This window comes from Amycolatopsis sp. WAC 01416, from assembly GCF_003947485.1.
In the GTDB taxonomy this organism is placed as follows: Bacteria; Actinomycetota; Actinomycetes; order Mycobacteriales; family Pseudonocardiaceae; genus Amycolatopsis.
In genome coordinates, this window is the sequence record NZ_QHHX01000002.1 from 484,092 (window position 1) to 500,741 (window position 16,650).

Annotated in this window: 15 protein-coding genes; 4 read left to right on the forward strand and 11 right to left on the reverse strand. The window is 68.1% G+C overall.

The annotated features are described in order from the left end of the window. Positions 1-2: 2 nt before the first annotated feature. The 9 genes from DL990_RS06590 to DL990_RS06630 all read right to left on the reverse strand — a co-directional run bounded on the left by DL990_RS06590 (position 3) and on the right by DL990_RS06630 (position 10,071). Positions 3-1,277, reverse strand: coding sequence for a DUF4910 domain-containing protein (locus DL990_RS06590; RefSeq protein ID WP_125798176.1), 1,275 nt, complete (start codon positions 1,275-1,277; stop codon positions 3-5). After that, positions 1,277-2,299: an NAD(P)-dependent oxidoreductase gene (locus DL990_RS06595; RefSeq protein ID WP_125798177.1), complete on the reverse strand. Its 1,023-nt coding sequence runs from the start codon at positions 2,297-2,299 to the stop codon at positions 1,277-1,279. Before DL990_RS06595 ends, DL990_RS06590 begins: the two co-directional genes overlap by 1 nt. Before the next feature lie 5 nt (positions 2,300-2,304). After that, positions 2,305-2,958, reverse strand: coding sequence for a PIG-L deacetylase family protein (locus DL990_RS06600; protein WP_125798461.1), 654 nt, complete (start codon positions 2,956-2,958; stop codon positions 2,305-2,307). Then, positions 2,955-3,752 (reverse strand): glucose-1-phosphate cytidylyltransferase, encoded by a 798-nt coding sequence (locus tag DL990_RS06605; RefSeq protein ID WP_125788753.1) that lies wholly within the window; start codon positions 3,750-3,752, stop codon positions 2,955-2,957. Before DL990_RS06605 ends, DL990_RS06600 begins: the two co-directional genes overlap by 4 nt. Continuing rightward, entirely contained in the window at positions 3,749-4,984 is a 1,236-nt protein-coding gene (locus DL990_RS06610; RefSeq protein WP_125798178.1) for a class I SAM-dependent methyltransferase, read from the reverse strand. The genes DL990_RS06605 and DL990_RS06610 overlap by 4 nt, the downstream gene beginning before the upstream one ends. Before the next feature lie 223 nt (positions 4,985-5,207). After that, positions 5,208-7,133, reverse strand: coding sequence for a S8 family serine peptidase (locus tag DL990_RS06615; RefSeq protein WP_125798179.1), 1,926 nt, complete (start codon positions 7,131-7,133; stop codon positions 5,208-5,210). A gap of 137 nt (positions 7,134-7,270) precedes the next feature. Further along, positions 7,271-7,786, reverse strand: a complete 516-nt coding sequence (locus tag DL990_RS06620; protein ID WP_125798180.1) for a thioesterase family protein — start codon at positions 7,784-7,786, stop codon at positions 7,271-7,273. Positions 7,787-7,795: 9 nt separating this feature from the next. Further along, the gene (locus DL990_RS06625) at positions 7,796-8,983 is read right to left on the reverse strand and encodes a BtrH N-terminal domain-containing protein (RefSeq protein WP_125798181.1); all 1,188 of its coding nucleotides are present in this window, start codon (positions 8,981-8,983) and stop codon (positions 7,796-7,798) included. Between the two features lie 119 nt (positions 8,984-9,102). Next, complete coding sequence (locus tag DL990_RS06630) at positions 9,103-10,071, reverse strand: YncE family protein (protein WP_125798182.1); 969 nt, start codon at positions 10,069-10,071, stop codon at positions 9,103-9,105. A gap of 135 nt (positions 10,072-10,206) precedes the next feature. Between DL990_RS06630 and htpX the strand changes: the two genes are divergently transcribed. The 3 genes from htpX to DL990_RS06645 all read left to right on the forward strand — a co-directional run bounded on the left by htpX (position 10,207) and on the right by DL990_RS06645 (position 13,700). Then, positions 10,207-11,073 (forward strand): zinc metalloprotease HtpX, encoded by an 867-nt coding sequence (gene htpX / locus DL990_RS06635; RefSeq protein WP_125798183.1) that lies wholly within the window; start codon positions 10,207-10,209, stop codon positions 11,071-11,073. 236 nt (positions 11,074-11,309) lie between these two features. Continuing rightward, positions 11,310-12,380: an LLM class flavin-dependent oxidoreductase gene (locus tag DL990_RS06640; protein ID WP_125798184.1), complete on the forward strand. Its 1,071-nt coding sequence runs from the start codon at positions 11,310-11,312 to the stop codon at positions 12,378-12,380. Between the two features lie 3 nt (positions 12,381-12,383). Next, positions 12,384-13,700 (forward strand): NtaA/DmoA family FMN-dependent monooxygenase, encoded by a 1,317-nt coding sequence (locus DL990_RS06645; RefSeq protein WP_125788761.1) that lies wholly within the window; start codon positions 12,384-12,386, stop codon positions 13,698-13,700. On the opposite strand, the gene rfbA is transcribed toward DL990_RS06645, so the two are convergent. Both rfbA and DL990_RS06655 read right to left on the reverse strand, forming a co-directional pair. Then, complete coding sequence (gene rfbA, locus DL990_RS06650) at positions 13,690-14,571, reverse strand: glucose-1-phosphate thymidylyltransferase RfbA (protein ID WP_125788762.1); 882 nt, start codon at positions 14,569-14,571, stop codon at positions 13,690-13,692. The two genes, DL990_RS06645 and rfbA, sit on opposite strands and share 11 nt — an antisense overlap. 51 nt (positions 14,572-14,622) lie before the next feature. Continuing rightward, positions 14,623-15,771, reverse strand: a complete 1,149-nt coding sequence (locus DL990_RS06655; RefSeq protein WP_125788763.1) for a sialidase family protein — start codon at positions 15,769-15,771, stop codon at positions 14,623-14,625. A gap of 184 nt (positions 15,772-15,955) precedes the next feature. Between DL990_RS06655 and DL990_RS06660 the strand changes: the two genes are divergently transcribed. Next, positions 15,956-16,636 (forward strand): hypothetical protein, encoded by a 681-nt coding sequence (locus DL990_RS06660; protein WP_125798185.1) that lies wholly within the window; start codon positions 15,956-15,958, stop codon positions 16,634-16,636. The last annotated feature ends 14 nt before the right edge of the window (positions 16,637-16,650 follow it).

Here is a 16,650-nt window from a genome sequence, read left to right on the forward strand (position 1 = left end):
CTCTAGTCCTTGAGCAATCCGGCGTCGTGCAGCGCCTTCGCGGCGGCGACGACGGAATCGAACGGCAGCCCGGACCGCTCGGCGACGTCGAGCAGGCTGTGCTCGCCGTCCGAGAGGTTGAGCACCCAGAGCATGGCCATCTGGGCTTGTTTGGCGTCGCTTCTCCCGCCGAGCGAGTCGTACAGCCCGCGTTTGCCGAGCTGAGGCTCGCCGTACGGGCTGAGGTTGACGTAGCCGCGGTTGCGGTCGAGGACGGCGAAGGTGTCCCGCAGGGTCTGAAGGGTTTCCTCCATGGCCGCCGTCGAGACGAAATCGAGGTTGTCGGCCGAGGTGTGGTACTCGGGATAACCCGCGTACGGCGTCCTCGTCAGTGATCCGACACCGAGGTTGAAGCCGGGGGAGCAGAACTGGCGCTCGTCGTAGCCGTACGGCGAGAAGTCCACGATCTGGTGCGCGCGATCGGCGAGGACGTACGCGAGCACGCGGTCGATCTCGGCGTCGCCCCGGCGGCTTCGCTTGTACGTCAACGATCCCGGGTCGCCGGCACACGCCAGCACGAGCCCGGCCTTGATCCGGTCGACGCGTTCGGTATTGCGTGCGAGCCAGGTGATCGCGCCGATCGTGCCGGGCATGAACAGGAACCGGTACGTGTAGTGCGGGTTTTCGAGCGTCTGCGCGAAGGCGGCCGCGATCGCGATCCCGGCGACGTTGTCGTTCGCCAGCGACGGATGACAGGTGTGGCAGGAGATGATCACCTCGTCCGCGACCTCGCCCGGTACGACGTGCTCGGCGTAGGTGAGGTGCCCATCGTCCAAAGTGGAATCGATGTGTACCTCGTACTCGCCGTCCGGCATCGCGTCGAGGGTCTCCTGCGCCAGGCAGAAACCCCACGTCGGCGAGTAGTAGCTGGTCCGGTACGGCACCCAGGACGGCTGGTCGGGCAAGGTGTGCAGATGTTCGCGCAGCTCGGCGAGCGGCATCTTCCGCGACACCGGGACGCTGTAGCCGACGACGTGCAGGTTCGACTTCTGGAAGTCGACCACGCGGCGGCCGGAGGCGTCCTTGATGTACGCGTCGCGGATGTTCCACTCCTGCGGCACCGTCCAGTCCAGCACCTGGGTGCCGGTGGGGACCTCGTGGATCTCCAGCGGGATGTGCTCGCCGACGATCTCCAGCGTGGCGCGGACGCCGTCGCCGGTGATGCTGCGGCACAGCGGATACAGGCGCTCGACCAGCTTCTCCAGGTCGGCGCCCGTCTCCAGGTCCCGGTGCGACATCAGCGACGCCGCAGGGTGTCGTCGAGTTCACCGGCGGCGGTGCGGTCCTGCAGGCGCGCCAGCCGGGTGAACAGGCGCTGGAAGCCGTGTTCGGTGAGGCCGTGGGTCCGGTAGGCCTCGATGAGTTCGAGCGCGCCGTCCTTGACCGACCAGTCGCAGTCGAAGCCGGGGATCGCCGCGCGGAACCGGGAGAAGTCGACCCGGTACGAGCGCGGATCCGCGCCCGCCTCACCGGTGATCCGCAGCGTGGAGCCGGGAACGGCCTCGACGACCTCTTCCGCGATCTCGGCGACGGTCACGTTGTTGCGTTCGGTGCCGATGTTGAACGCCTTGCCGTGCACGGCTTCCTTCGGCGCCACCAGCGCCGCCGCGAAAGCGCGCGCGATGTCCTTGGCGTGCACCAGCGGCCGCCACGGCGTGCCGTCGGAGAGCACCAGCACCTCGCCGGAGAGGTGGGCGTGCGCGGTCAGGTTGTTGAGCACGATGTCGCCGCGCAGCCGCGGCGAGAAACCGAACGCGGTGGCGTTGCGCATGTACACCGGGCTGAAGTCGCCGTCGGCGAGTTCTTGGACGTCGTCCTCGACCCGAACCTTCGATTCGGCGTACGGCGTCACGGGGCGCAGCGGCGCGTCCTCGTCGACCAGGCCGTCGCCGCCCGAGGCCCCGTAGACCGAGCACGTCGAGGCGTAGAGGTATCGCTTGACCCCGGCGTCCTTCGCCAGCTTGGCGAGCTTCACCGAAGCGTGGTGGTTGATGTCGTAGGTCAGGTCCGGCGCCAGCGAGCCGAGCGGATCGTTGGACAGCGCGGCGAGGTGGATCACCGCGTCCACCCCGGCCACGTGCTCGGCCGTGACGTCACGAAGGTCGACCTCGAAGCCTTCGGGGTCTTGGGGCTTCGGGCCCAGCACGCAGGTGTCGTAGAGACCGGAGTCGAGGCCGATCACCTCATGGCCTTCGGCGGCCAGCACCGGGGCCATCACCGTGCCCAGGTAGCCCTTGTGCCCGGTCAGCAGCACACGCATGGCTTTCAGCCTTTCGGAGTGAGGTCGAGCGTCAGTTTCTTGAGGTCGAAGGCCTCGGCGTAGCGCTGCCCGCATTCGATACCGCGAATGCGGGCGAGACCGAGGAAGGCTTCCCGGTCGTACCAGGGCCGGTGCCGCTGGGAGGCGTAGTGCTCCTGGAGCAGGCGAACCTTCTCCTCGGCGAGCTCTGCCGACAGCGGGACGTACGCGGCGGGTTTGCCCAGGTCGCCGTCCCATTTGGCGATCTCGTACTCCAGCTGGAGATGGGTGCGGAACACCGTCGGCACCAGCTTCGCCAGGCCTCGGTGATCCTGATGCGCGTCGGCCGTGCGAGGCGAGAGGACGAGGTCCGGGTCGGTGCGGCGGCGCAGGTCCTCCAGCCCGTTCTTGGCCTCTTCCCAGTGCGCGGGGAGCCGGCCGTCGGGCAGTTTGAGCACGGTGACCTCGACGTCGGCGCCCGGGCAGAAGGCCGCGAGCGCGGCCCGCTCCTCGGTCTCCCGGTCGGTGCCGCCGCCGGAAAGGACGAGCGCGTCCACCCGGACACCCGGATTGGCGGCGCAGATCGTCAGCAGTGTGCCGCCCGCCCCGATGGCGATGTCGTCACAATGCGCGCCGAGCGCGACGAGCCGCTGGATCCCGCCGGTGCCGAGTGCGATCACGCGATGCCAGCCGGCGCCGGTTCGTGTTCCCACAACGCCCACGGACGGTCGCCGTGCGCGTAGGCGTCGTCCAGCTGGACACGTTCCTTGACGGTGTCCGTCGGCTTCCAGAACCCGCGGTACGGGTACGCGAGCAGCCTGCCCTGCTTGGCGAGCTCGCCGCAGCCGTCGGCCACCAGGTCGCCGCCCTCGGGGATGTGGTCGAAGATCTCCTGGCGCAGCACGAAGTACCCGCCGTTCTCCCAGAGCGGCATCTCGCTGACCGGCGTCAGCGCGCCGATGCGGCCGTCCTCGCCCATTTCGACGCAGTGGAACGACGACTGCGGCGGCACGACCATCATCGACGCGCCGGCGTCGGAGGCCGTGAACCGCTCGATCATCTCCGGCAGCGGCGCGTCGGTGAGGACGTCGGCGTAGTTGGCGAGGAACATCTCGTCGCCGTCGAGATGCGGGCGCACCCGGCGCAGCCGTTCGCCGATGGCCGATTCGAGACCGGTCTGCACGAACGAGATCGACCAGTCCGAGATGTCGGTCGACAGCAGTTCCGCCTTGCCGCCCCGTAGGACGAAATCGTTGGAGGCGGTCTCCTGGTAGTTGAGGAAGAACTCCTTGATGTGGTGCGCGCCGTAACCGAGACAGAGAATGAACTCGGTGTGGCCGAAATGCGCGTAATAACGCATCACGTGCCAGATCAGGGGTCTCGGCCCGACCATGGCCATCGGCTTGGGCACGTCGGACGCGTCACCGTTGCGCATCCGCATGCCGTAGCCGCCGCAGAAGAGGACTACCTTCACGACTTCACCTCGACGATTTCCAGGTGTGGGATGGGGAAGACCAGTTTCCCGCCCCATTCGTCCACATAGGACAATTGGGCGGTCAGTTCCGTCCGGAGGTTCCACGGAAGGACGAGCACGTAATCGGGCCGGTCCGCCTCGATGCGTTCCGGCGGGAGGATCGGGATCCGGGTGCCGGGGGTGAACCTGCCGTGCTTGTACGGATTGCGGTCGACGGTGTACCGCACCACGTCCGGCCGGATACCGCAGTGGTTCAGCAGGGTGTTGCCCTTGCCGGGGGCGCCGTAACCGACGACGGTCTTGCCTTCGAGCGCCGCGTCGGTGAGGAACTTGTTCAGCTCGAGCCGGACCTTGGTGACCCGCTCGGAGAATTCGGTGTAGCCGGACATTTCGTGCAGTCCCGCGGCCTTCTCGGCGTCGAGGACCTCCATCATCCGCTCGCTCGGCTCGCCCGCGACGGCGTCCGGGCGTGCCCACAGCCGGATGGAACCGCCGTGCGTCGGCAGGAGCTCGACGTCCACAACGGACAAACCGCCGCGTGCGAGCGCCCGGCGCGCGGATTCCACCGTGTAATACTGGAAATGCTCGTGGTAGATCGTGTCGTACTGGTTCTCCTGGATCAGCGTCAGCAGATGCTGGACCTCGATGCTGACCCAGCCGTCATCGGCGACCAGTGCACGGAGCCCGTGCGTGAAGCCGATGATGTCCGGAATATGCGCGTAAACGTTGTTCGCCACGACGAGGTCGGCCGGACCGTGTTCCTCACGGACGTCACGTCCGCTCTCGGGGCCGAGGAAAGCGGTCTTCGTCGGCACCCCGGCGTCACGCGCGGCTTGGCCCACGTTCACCGAAGGTTCCACGCCCAGACAGCGGATCTTTTGTGCCACAACATGTTTGAGCAGATAGCCGTCGTTGCTGGCGACCTCGACGACGAACGAGGACTCATCGAGCCCGAGCCGCTCGACGGCACCGTCGACGAACGTCTTGGCGTGCTCGACCCATGAGGCGGAATACGACGAGAAGTACGCGTATTCGGTGAATGTCTCTTCCGGGGTGATCAGCGGCGGGATCTGGGCGAGCCAGCATTCGGTGCAGACCAGCAGGTGAAGGGGGTACGTCGGCTCCGGTTCCGACAGCTGCTCGGCGGTCAGGAAACGTTCGCACGGCGGTGTGGCCCCGAGGTCGACGACACTGGCGAGATGGGCCGAGCCGCAGAGTCGGCAGGTGGTCATCGAGAGGCTCCTTGGCTCGCGTCACGTATCCCAGACGTCGGCACCTCGGGTCACCTCGTTACATGCCTTCCAGCGGTCTCACGCTTCCGTCTCACAACCGACACCTGCCGTCTCGGCCATCGGCGCAGACGTCTCCGCCATCCGGGCGCGGGCATGCCGCAAGTAGTCACCTACTTGCGGCAGGTCGCTCACACTCGAAGCGCCCAGCGGCGCCCTCATACCGTCAAGAAACCACCAACGCGTAATCCGCGTCCGTCGCCGATGTCTCCGGGTGACCGTCGGCGTTCACCTGCGTCGCCACGACCTCCACCGTCCAAGTCCCCGCGGACGGCTTCTCGAGGATGACGTTCTCCACCGTGTCGACGGTGTTCGGCGAGCCGCCCGCGGTCGAGAAGTTGCCGGCCTTCAGCCCGTTGTTGCCGTAGTAGACCGTCCCGTTCGGCGCGGTGACCTTCAGCGTCAGGTCGTTGACCCTGGTGACCGACGCGCTCGGCGAGCCCGCCGGGTCGGTGTAGGCCAGCGTCGCCTTGAACTGCTTGGTCCCGTTCACCGCGACCGTGTACTTCTTCGACTGCCCGGTGCCCAGCAGATCGGTCTCGTTGACCAGCACCGGCAGTTTCCACCCGTTCGCCTTGGCCTGTTCGTGCAGGTACCGCACGTTCGCGGTGCCCCAGCCCTGATGCGTCCTGGTCATGTCGTGCGAGGTGCCGCTGAACGCGAACTGGTCGGCGCCGTTGATCAGCAGCGCCTTCGCGGTCGCGGCGTGCGGGCGGCTCGTGAAGACGTCGCGGCCCTTGCCGGGGCCGCCGTCGAACACGCCGTCGGCCCACATCTGGAACAGCAGACCGGCGTTTCCGCAGGTGATCGGGGTCGCACCGCTCGTGCCGCCGAACGACGTCGTGTACGAGGTGTCACTGCCGGAAGACGTCGTGTCGATCCGGTCGTAGTAGTTCGACAGTTCCGGTTTGATCCGGCCGTCGGCGGCCGGGCCGATGCTGGCGCCGCCGTTCCACTTGTCGTCGGTGCGGCCCAGCGTGTTGTAGTGGTACTGCCCGCCGACCGAAAGCACGTTCTTCGACCAGGCCTGCGGCCGCGACTGCTGGGAGCCCGCGTTGCTCTGTGACTGGCAGATCAGCAGGTCATGGTCGAAAACGATCTTGTCGAGCTCGGCCGAAACCGAGTTGTACGCCGTTGTCAGCCCGCCGCCCCAGCTGTTGCTCTGGAACACCGCGCGATACTTGCCCGCCGGGTCGACCAGTTCCTTGGTGTGTGCATAGCGGTCGGGCTTGTTGTAGGTGGCGAAGATGCCTTGCGCCTCGGGCAGCAGTCCGCGCTGCGGCGCGCTCACCCCGGACGCGAAGATCTGGCCGTACGTCGAAGTGCCGTGGCTGGTGCTGGTCGAGTTCGCGCCGTGCATCACCGTCGGCCGCGCCTTGAACTCCTGGTGGGTGACCCGCAGCCCGCCGTCCATCACCTCGCCGCGCACGCCCTGGCCGCGGTAGCCGCCGACACTCTCGACGAAGTTCGCGCCCCCGCTCTCCCTGGCGTTGGCCATGTCGGTTTCGGGGGCGGTGATCGCGCCGACCGCGAGCACCTCGGCCCCCTGCGCCACGGTGGCGGCCTGACCGGAGCCGAAGTTCGCGACGATGTGCTGCCCGCTCTGCGAAATCGCCTCGATTCCGCCGCCGAGCCGCAGGATCCGCTCGGCCACCGCGCGCTGGTCCCGTGCGTCCGGTTCGACCAGCGTCACCAGGTGGCTGCCCGACGCGGCCGACGAGATCTCCATCTTGTCGGCAGGCCGGTATTCGCCGAGCCAGCGGACGAAATTCAAATTCGCCACCGATTCGCGGTTCTCCGGCTTCAGCCGCACCACGTAGGCGAAATCGGGAATGTAGGTCCCGATTCGCACGCCGAGTGAACGCAAACGCCCACGCTGCGCGTCGGTCAGCGCACTCCGGACCTGGAGCAGGTAGGCGCCTTTCCAGTCCTGGCTCGCGGCCGTCCGCTGGCTGAGCGGATCGAAGGTCCTGCTGGCCAGCCTGATGAACTGGGGGTCTTCGCCGTCAGGGGCGGCGACGGCCACCCCACTGGTCAAGAGCATCGCGCCGACCAAGGGCGCGAGAAAGCGGACACACTTCGGCCGTGGCATGAAATACCTCCGGGGAGCTCTGCAGGGGAGAGAGGTCTTTCGAAGGTACCGGCCGAAAGCCGTCATGATCAGCCGCTGAACGGCTCAGTCGTTTTCCGATAATGCGGGAAATGGAGCATAAACGGTTAAAAACTGATTCAGGAAGCCTCGTCGATCGTCCCGCTGAACCGCGTCAGCCGCTCGTTCTCCTCGTCGTCGAGGCGCCGGATGCTGCCTTCGGGCAGGGTGCACGCGACCCAGATGGTGCGGCAGCGCGCGTACACGGCCCTTTCGTCGCGCAGCCTGCTGTTGACCACGACGTCACAGGTCCCGATCCGGCCGACCACGGTCTCCACCTCGACCGGGTTGTCGCGGAAGGTCAGTCTCCGCAGATAGCTGACGTTGTGCTTCGCGATCAGATACGCCGGCCCCTTGGTGCGGAACACGTGCTCGCGCCGAGGGTCGAGCATCGCGATCTGGGCTTCCTGGAAGTAGTCGAGCAGCCGGACGTTCCCGACGTGGCCGAGATAGTCCAGGTCGGTGACACGCAGGCGGTGGCGGAACAGGTGGATCTCGGGAGCGGGACGCGCACTGGTCGTCCCCAGCGGATGTGCGTGCACGAAGTGGATCTTCAACGATCGCGGGGTGTTCCGGCCGCGCGGCGCAACGGACACCGGTCCGGTTCACTCCATCAGGGCTTCGGAGAGCTCGCGGATCGCGGCCGTCTCGGCGGTGTGGATGTCCCGGATCATCGTGCCCATCGTGCTGAACAGTTCGCCTGCTTCGACCTCGGTGAACGGTGACTCGTCGTTGTGGTGCGCGCGCAGTTTCCACAGCTCCGCACCGGCCGCCGCGGCCGCGTCCTGCCCCGCGTCGCCCTCGCGGACACCGGCCGAGACGGTGCTGATCAGCCCGCGGACCCAGGCGAACTCCGCGTTCGACGTGGGAACCGCCGTCTCGGCCAGTTCGGCCCACCGTTCGGCGATCCCGCGCCAGGACGGCGCCTGTTCGGCCAGCGCGGGGAGTTCGAGCAGGACGGCGGCCTCGGTGAGCGCGTCGGCGAACAGCCCGCGCAGATGCCCGCCCTCCATCCCGGCCGGGGTGACGCTCTCCCAGACGTTGAACAGCGCCCCGACAAGCCCGCGCCGTTCACCGAACGCGCGCGGCCAGCCCTTGGGGTCGCGTTCGTCGGTCATCGCCTTGGCCCAGCGCTCCCACGCGGGCAGCGAGAACGACTTCGACGGCGCCGAGAGGTTCCGCACGCAGTCCGTGAGCCCGTCGCGCACGGCCGTCCGCCAGTCTGTGACCTCGCCTGGACGGATCGTCGCGAGCAGGTTCTTGTACGAGCCGACGCGGCCGCGCGCGGCGTCGAAGGTCTTCCGGTCGACCGTCAGCCGGGCCAGATTCCGGTCGTCGACGAGCACCCGGCCATCCTCTTCGCCGTACGCGACGACGAAGTGGCCGCCACCGCCGGACATCTCCGGCGGCAGATGCCAGTAGCCGAGCGACTCGCGGTCAGGCAGCACCAGAACCGGCCGCCCCGCTTCGAGGTCGGCGGTGAGCCGTTTCGCGGCGGCACGTTTGCCGCCGGTGGTGTGGAAGTCGGCGCCGAGCCCGAGACGGTCCACTGTGGACTTGAGCCATTCGCGCGGGTACTGCCAGCGCGCACGGAAACCGAACACGATGGTCGACATCGTCTCGTGCGCGAAGTCCCACAGGATGTAGCCCGCCCCGATCCCGCCGGACACGGCGAAGACCAGCGCCTCGCCGGGTGCCTTGCCGTCCGGGCCTTCGACGCCGTGATGCGCCAGTACCGCGGCCACGGCCGACACGTCCGGTTGCAGCCCGCCACGCAATTCGTACTCGCTCACCCCGCCATCATGCCCGCTCCGGCCACGTGAAGCGGTACACGTGTCGGCCGCCCAATCACGCGTGTCGTCCACTCAGTCACGCGTGTCGGCCGCCCAATCACGTGGAACCACCGTCTTGGTCAGAAGTCCCTGATCAAGAAAACCCTGCCGCGCAAGGGATCCGCCACGTACACCGTCTTGGTGCGCTGGTCGATCGCGACCGCGCCGGGGTTCACGCCGAGTGACAGGTCGCCGGTGAGCAGGCTCGTCACCCCGTCGATCCTGGCGATGCCGTTCGGTCCTCCGTTGGCGTACACGGTGTTCGATCCTTCGTGGATCGCCACCGACGAAGACTCCGAGCGCAACAGCACGGTCGCCTTCTCCTTGCGTGCGCCCGGATCCACGACGGACAGATGATGGATCGCCGAATTCGCGACGAACACCGTCCCGGACGCGTTGTGCACGGCGACCCCGGTCGGCGACTTGCCCACCGGGATGCCGCCGATGAACTTGCCCGCGCCGATGTCGAAGACCTCCAGCGAGTCCGTGTCGGTGCTGGTGCAGTACGCGAGCTTGCGGCCGCTGTCGACCGCTGTCGACGACAGCCCTCGTGTGGGCCCGACGATGAGGTCCAGCAGGCGGCAGCCGACGCCGTCGAGGACGGCGAGCGTCCCGGTGAGCGCGCTGACCGCGTAGATGCGGTTTGCGCGCTCGTCGATGTCGACACTGGATGCTCCAGGACCGGCCGGCACCACGCTGACGACGTCGTTGGTCCGGCCGTCGATGACGAGGACGGTCCCGCCGGGCGGGTTCGCGGCGAAGATCCGGTTGGTCGCCGTGTCCACGGCCAGCCCGGCGGGCTCGCCGCCCACCGGGATCACGTCGCCGACGGTGCCGCTGCGCGAATCGAGCACCACGATCGTGCCGGAGGAGGGGTCCGAGACGTACGCGAAGCCGGTGACGGAATTCACCGCGACCGCTTCAGGAGTGCCCCCGACCTCGACGAGAAGTACTTTCTCCGCGCGGGCCGCCGGGGCGAGGGCGACCGTGGAAACGCCGGCCGCGGCCAGCGTGAACAGGGCTCGGCGGCTCAGTTCGGGTCCTCGCACAGGCGCCTCCCCATGATCGCTCCGGGGTTCGACGATAACCCGCGAACCGGGCACGCGAAGGAACTTCGCGTCCCCCGATCGCGTTGTTTCCGATGAGTAACCCCCAATCCCCGGAGAAGGAAGGAGCGGGACGTCGTGCACAAACACCAGAACGGGCTGAAGACCGTCGTCCTGCTCGGCGTGCTGTCCGCGCTCATCGTCGGGATCAGCGGCTTCTTCGGGCGGGGTGCGCTGGTCATCGGCCTGCTGGTGGCGCTCGGGATGAACGCGTACGCCTACTTCAACTCCGGCGAACTGGCTCTGCGGGCCATGCGCGCACGGGCGGTTTCGGAGGCCGAGCAGCCGGCGATGTACCGGATCGTGCGAGAGCTGGCGACCATGGCGCGTCAGCCGATGCCGCGGCTCTACGTCAGCCCCACCCAGGCCCCGAACGCCTTCGCCACCGGCCGCAGCCCCCGCCACGCGGCGGTGTGCTGCACCACCGGCATCCTCGGCCTGCTCGACGAGCGCGAACTGCGGGCCGTGCTCGGGCACGAACTGTCCCACGTCTACAACCGCGACATCCTCATCTCCTGCGTCGCGGGGGCGCTGGCGAGCGTGATCAGCGTGATCGCCAACATCGCGATGTTCACGAGCATCTTCGGCGGCAGCAACCGCGAAGACGGCGACAGCCCCTTGGTCGGGCTGCTCCTGGTGCTGATCGGGCCGATCGCGGCCGCCATCGTGAAGCTCGGGGTGAGCCGCTCGCGGGAATTCCAGGCCGACGCGTCGGGCGCGGAACTCACCGGCGACCCCCTCGGCCTGGCTTCCGCGCTGCGGAAACTCGACCACGGGACCCGCGCGGCGCCGCTCGTGCCGGAGCCGAAACTGGTGTCGCAGTCGCACCTCATGATCGCGAACCCTTTCCGGCCGGGCGAGGGCCTCTCGAAGCTCTTCTCGACCCACCCGCCGATGGACGAACGCATCCGGCGCCTCGAAGAGATGGCCCGGCGCCCCTTCTGACCAGCCGGATCGCGTTTAGGGGGCTAAACGCGACGCCTCGCCAGAGCGCGTTTAGCCCCCTAAACGCGACACGTCGCCCAGATCGCGATTAGCCCGCTAAACGCGCTCCGCCTCCCGGATCGCGATTAGGGGGCTAAACGCAGGTCGGCCCGGAGCGCAGTTAGCGGGCTAAACGCGATCCGGTTCCCACCTCGTGGGAGGGGGAATCGAGGGGTACGAGCGGGGGTTCCCCGGGCATGGGTTCCGCACAGCAGTTGCACCTCGGGGTCGCGCTCGACGGGGCCGGGCAGCATCCGGCCGCCTGGCGGGTTTCCGACGTCCGACCGGCCGCCTTGTTCACCGCCGCCCACTACCTGGCCCACGCGAAGCTCGCCGAAGCGGCTTCGCTCGACTTCGTCACCCTCGACGACACCCTCGCGCTCCAGTCCGGCGGCGAAGAGGTCGTCCGAGGCCGACTGGACGCGTTGCTCACCTTCGCCGCGATAGCCCCCGTGACCAGCGGGATCGGCCTCGTCCCGACGGTCACCACCACGCACACCGAGCCGTTCCACATCTCGACGGCCGTTGCTTCGCTCGACTACGCGAGCCGCGGCCGCGCAGGCGTCCTCGCGGTGCCTTCGCGCACCGAAGCCGAGGTCGCGCACTTCGGCAGGCGCATCCTGCCGTCCGAGGCGGACGCCGAAGCGGAGAACGCCGAGGTCGTCGACGTCATCGCGCGTCTCTGGGACAGCTGGGAGGACGGCGCGATCATCCGCGACGAGCCGACCGGCCGCTTCATCGACCGCGAGAAACTGCACTACGTCGATTTCGAAGGTCGCTTCTTCAGCATCAAGGGACCTTCGATCACGCCGCGGCCGCCCCAAGGTCACCCGGTCGTCGCGGTGTACGGCGACTCGCCGTACGCGCATGGCGCCGACGTCGTCCTGATCGACGAGATCCGCGGCGCCCGCGAGCGTTTCCCCGGCGCCAAACTCCTCGCCGGCCTGTCGATCGTGCTCGCCGAAACCGAGCAGGCGGCCCTCGACCGCCGTCGCGTGCTGGAGACCTACGCGCCCTTCCCACCCGGCCTGAGCTTCACCGGCACTCCCGCCGACCTCGCCACCGAACTGCCCCGCCTCGCGGCGTCCAACGGGCTCGACGGCTTCCACATCCGGCCCGCCGTCCTGCCCGACGACCTGGCGCTCTTCACCGCCGGGACCGTCCCCGCGCTCCGGGCCGCGGGCGCGTTCCGGCAGGCCTACACCGGCACCACCCTGCGCGACCATCTCGGCCTCGGGGTTGCCGCCAACCAGTACGCGGAGGCGTGACAGATGCCCAAACAGGTCAAACTCGCCGCACATTTCCCCGGCGTCAACAACACGACCGTGTGGAGCGACCCGCGTTCGGGTAGCCAAATCGACTTTTCGTCCTTCGAACATCTCGCGCGTACGGCCGAGCGGGGCAAGTTCGACTTCCTGTTCCTCGCCGAGGGTCTGCGCCTGCGCGAACACGCAGGCCAGATCCTTGACTCCGACGTCGTCGGGCGGCCGAACACCACCACCGTGCTGGCCGCGCTCTCTGCGGTCACCACCCGGCTCGGCCTCGCGGGCACGCTCTCCTCGACCTTCAACGAGCCGTACGAGGTCGCGCGGCAGGTCGCGAGCATCGACCACCTCTCCGGCGGTCGCGCCGCGTGGAACGTCGTCACCTCACCGGACGCGTGGACGGGACAGAACTTCCGCCGCGGCGGCTTCCTGAAACGCGAGGACCGCTACCGCCGCGCCGAGGAGTTCCTCGCCACCGTGAGGGAACTCTGGGACAGCTGGGCGCCCGACGCGTTGGTGGGGGACAAGGAGAACGGCGTCTTCACGCGAGGCGTCGAGCGCTTCGTCCACAGTGGACCTCAGTTCGACATCCGTGGCGAGTTCACCGTCCCGAGGACCCCTCAGGGGCAGCCGATCGTCATCCAGGCAGGCGATTCCGACGAGGGCAGGGAGTTCGCGGCCAAGACCGCCGACGTCATCTTCAGCCGTCACGGTTCACTGGAGAGCGGCAAGGAGTTCTTCGCCGACGTCAAGCGACGATTGCCCGCGTACGGCCGCGAGCCCGGCGAGCTGCTGATCATGCCCGCCGCGACCTTCGTCCTCGGCGACACCGAGGAGGACGCGCACGAGTACGCCCGCGAGATCCGCTACCAGCAGGTGCGCCCGGCCACCGCGATCCAGTTCCTCGAACAGGTGTGGAGTCGCGACCTCTCCGCCTACGACGCCGACGGTCCGCTCCCCGAGGTCGACCCGGATCCCGAAGCCGAACCGCTGACCTGGGGCCGCGTCCGGCACGAGAAGGATCCGCTGGCCGTGGCCGCGAAATGGCGCGCGATCGCGGAGGAGAAGAAGCTCTCGATCCGCGAACTGGTCATCGAGGTGACCGCGCGCCAGCAGTTCGTCGGCACCGCCCGGCAGGTCGCGGAGTCGATCGACGAATACGTCCAGAGCGACGCCGCCGACGGATTCGTGCTGGTGCCGCATCTGACCCCTGGCGGGCTGGACGCGTTCGTCGACGACGTCGTCCCGTATCTGCGGGAACGGGGCGTCTTCCGGACCGATTACACCGGGGACACCCTGCGGGAACACTTGTTCAGCCGGTAGCGCCATGGGTGCGCGCGACGCTCATCAGATATTCGCCGTAGCCGGACTTCGCCAGCTTGGCGCCGAGCGCGTAGCACTGGTCCGCGTCGATGTAGCCCATCCGCAGCGCGACCTCCTCGAGACAGGCGATCCGGACGCCCGTCCGGTGCTCGAGGACCTGCACGAACTGGCCCGCCTCCAGCAGCGAGTCGTGCGTTCCGGTGTCGAGCCAGGCGAACCCGCGCCCGAGGTCGATCAGGGTCGCGCGGTCCTGCCGCAGGTAGGTGAGGTTGACGTCCGTGATCTCCAGCTCACCGCGCGGGGAGGGCTTGAGATCGCGGGCGATCTCGATCACCTGGTTGTCGTACAAGTACAGGCCGGTGATGGCCTTGTTCGACTTCGGCTTCTCGGGTTTCTCCTCGATGGAGAGGAGCTTGCCGTCGGCGTCGATCTCGCCGACGCCGTAGCGCTGCGGGTCCTTGACCGGGTAGCCGAACAGCACGCAACCGTCGAGTGCGGTCGCCGCGGCCTTGAGCCTTCTGGAGAAGCCCTGTCCGTAGAAGATGTTGTCGCCGAGCACGAGCGCGACGTCGTCATCGCCGACGAAGTCCGCGCCGATGATGAACGCCTCGGCCAGCCCGTTGGGGGCGGCTTGTTCGGCGTAGCTGAAGCTGAGCCCGAACTGGCTGCCGTCGCCGAGCAGCCGCCGGAAATGCGGCAGGTCGACGGGGGTCGAGATGATCAGGATCTCGCGGATCCCGGCGAACATCAGCACCGAGATCGGGTAGTAGATCATCGGTTTGTCGTAGACCGGTAGCAGCTGTTTCGAGATCGCCTGGGTGATGGGATGCAGACGCGTCCCACTGCCCCCGGCCAGCACGATGCCTTTCATGCGATGCCCCCGCTTCATAGCCGATCGCTCGGCCTCACACTACCGGGTGGCTCAGAACGCCGGTCCCTTCGCGAAATACGCCTTGCAGCCGAGGTTGTACTCGGTGGAGATCTGCAACACATTCTTTCCGCCGTCGACCGGCAGCAGCGTCGAGCTGTAGTTGGGGCAGAAGTTGTTGTGGATGCCGGTGATGTGCACCGGGGCGGGCAGCTCGTACCAGTGCCCGGCGCCGAAGTTGTCGTTGGCGAGCAGGACCTTGCCGTTCTTGCCCTGCGGGACGCCTGCCGCGTTGGTGTAGATCTGCCCGACCATCACCAGCCGCACCCCGTTCGGGCCGCCGGGGAACAGCGTGATCGTCTGGGCGTGCTGGAAGTAGTTGCCGTTGGCGGTGGTGACGCGGGTGCCCGGGTCGAGGGGGTCGCCCCAGTTGGCGCCGTCGGAGGAGATCTTGAAGTACGGGTCGCAGTAGCGGTCGCGGTAGTTGCAGATCTCGTAGGCCAGGTAGTACCGGCCGTCGGGGAGGCGGCGGATGATCGGCATCCCCGGCCGCACCCGATGGGGCGGGATGGCCATCGTGCGCTGCTTGGTGCCCCAGTTCACCCCGTCGGTGGAGGCGACCCGGTTCATCACCTGCGCGAACTGCGGCGCCTCGGTCTCGTCGGCGTAGTGCAGCCACAGTGTGCCGCCCGCGTCGACGGTGAACTCCGGCTCCCAGATGCCGTCGTGGTTGTGCGAGCGGGCGGCCTCGGAAAGAAAGGACCACGTGCGCCCGGCGTCGCGGCTGGACCAGATCTTGATGCCGATCCGCCGCTGCGGGCCGGCGTCCTGCCGGTAGCTCGCGGCCCACAGCAGGGTGCCCGCGCGAAGCCTGCCGACCCGCTGCGGCAGCTCGTACAGCGTCCCGCAGCACATGCCGCGGCGGCCGTCCCGGTCGCGGACCTCGCCGACCTTGTGGAAGGTCTGGCCCTCGTCGGTGCTTTCCATGATCGGCGTGACCTTGCCGCTCGCGTCTTCGCTGGTCAGCGACGCCAGGATGCGGCCGCGGCCGATAGCGGAGTGCTCCAGGCGGATGAGCCGTGGATACGAGCCGTAGCCGGGCACGAGCTGTTGCCGTTCCGCGGCCTGCGCGGAGGTGAACAGGGACGCGATCACCGTGAGTGACAGCGCGAAGGCGAGTGCGGTGCTGAAACGGCGCTTCATCGTGACCTTCCTCGAACGCGATCGCCGGATTACAACACGGGCATTTGTCCCTTTAGGGCTCCCTCGAAGGCGTCGCGGCGGAAACCCACGTCCGAGTGTCCTGAATCGCTCGGCCGGGTGGTCCGGTAACGCTGGGCTATCGGCCGGCGAAGATCCGATGACGGGTTCGACTGGGGGGAAATACGTGATCAGGCGCTTGGGTGCGGCGTTGAGCGCCGCGCTGCTGACCATCGGACTGTCGGCCTGCTCGCCGCCGAACCTGGGCCGCGTCGTCCCGCAGGCTGCCGCTCCGGAAGGACTGCGCACACCTTCGGCGACCCCGCCACCGACGTCCACCACCACCCCGCGCCCCGGCCCGCAGCCGGAGGAGAAGCACACGGGCAAGGGGAACGCGTCGGTCCCCATGGCTTGGCCGACGCGCATCGGCTTCGTGACCTTCGACTGCCCGAAGTGCTCCGGGCACGTCGCGGTCAACACCGAGAACGAGCTGATCGTCAACGACGTCGGCCCGTACAAGGGCACGCAGTGGATCAACGACATGCCCGACCACCGGGCGAAGACGTTCACCGTCAAGGCCAACGCCGCCTGGACGCTGACCATCACCGACGAACGCGGCCTGCCCGTGCTGCAGCCGGGCAAACCGCTCTCGGGCAAGCGCGACGCGGTCTTCTCCGTGCCGGACGCCGTCTCGTCGGTCGCCGTCACCACCAAGGGCAACGGGAACACCGCGGTGTGGGTGCGCAGCGGCGACTACGCGGAGCTCCCCGTGAACCAGCTCGGCGACTACAAGGGCAGCGTGCCCGTGTCCGGCCCGGCCTTCGTGTCACTGGAAGGCGACGGGACCTGGACGATCACCGCGTCGTAGACCTTGGAGAGTGT